The organism is Secundilactobacillus folii, assembly GCF_009720675.1.
Lineage (GTDB): Bacteria > Bacillota > Bacilli > Lactobacillales > Lactobacillaceae > Secundilactobacillus > Secundilactobacillus folii.
The window spans coordinates 1-997 of the sequence record NZ_WNJO01000036.1 but is presented as its reverse complement, the minus strand read 5'-3'; the positions used below and the strand labels follow the sequence as shown (position 1 = coordinate 997).

Below are 997 nucleotides of genomic sequence, written 5' to 3'. Positions count from 1 at the left end.
GGCAGCCGTTTGAGCAGTGGCAGCAGCGGAACTAGCTAAACTAGCCGATGAGGATGCGGCAGTGGCAGCACTTTGTGCGGCACTGTTTGCAGTCGTGATCGTAGCGTTGTTTGGATAGTTGGCAGCTGCGGAGCTGGCTTCACTAGCAGCAGTCGAAGCAGCGTTCGCTGAATTCCCGGCTTCCGAAGCAGAAGCAGCGGCAGCGTTCGCTGAACTGGTGGCAGCGGAACTAGCAGCACTCAAAGCTAATGAGTTGGCAACACTTGATGCAAGTGTGGCAGCTGATTGAGCCGTATTGGCAGCGTTCGAAGCATCGGTAGCAGCACTGGCAGCCGTAGCGGCAGCACTGGATGCCAAGCTTTGATCACCCGAAGCGGCAGCCGTTTGGGCAGTTGCAGCAGCGGAACTAGCTAAGCTAGCCGATGAAGAAGCAGCAGTGGCAGCACTTTGTGCGGCACTGTTTGCAGTCGTGATCGTGGCGTTGTTTGGATAGTTGGCAGCTGCGGAGCTGGCTTCACTAGCAGCAGTCGAAGCAGCGTTTGCTGAATTCCCGGCTTCAGAAGCAGAAGCAGCGGCAGCGTTCGCTGAACTGGTGGCAGCGGAACTAGCAGCACTCAAAGCTAATGAGTTGGCAACACTAGATGCCAATGTGGCAGCGGATTGAGCTGTATCTGCAGCGTTCGAAGCATCGGTTGCAGCACTGGCAGCAGTTGCAGCAGCACTGGATGCCAAGCTTTGATCACCCGAAGCGGCAGCCGTTTGGGCAGTTGCAGCAGCGGAACTAGCTAGGCTTGCTGATGAGGATGCGGCAGTGGCAGCACTTTGTGCGGCACTGTTTGCAGTCGTGATCGTGGCGTTGTTTGGATAGTTGGCAGCTGCGGAGCTGGCTTCACTGGCAGCAGTCGAAGCAGCGTTCGCTGAATTCCCGGCTTCTGATGCAGAAGCGGCGGCAGCGTTTGCTGAACTGGTGGCTGCGGAACTAGCAGCACTCAAAGCT

General features: G+C 57.1%; 1 protein-coding gene. It reads right to left on the bottom strand.

Annotated elements, in window-relative coordinates:
• A partial coding sequence (locus GM612_RS12250) for a hypothetical protein (RefSeq protein WP_216644522.1) occupies positions 1 to 997 on the bottom strand: 997 nt, incomplete at both ends.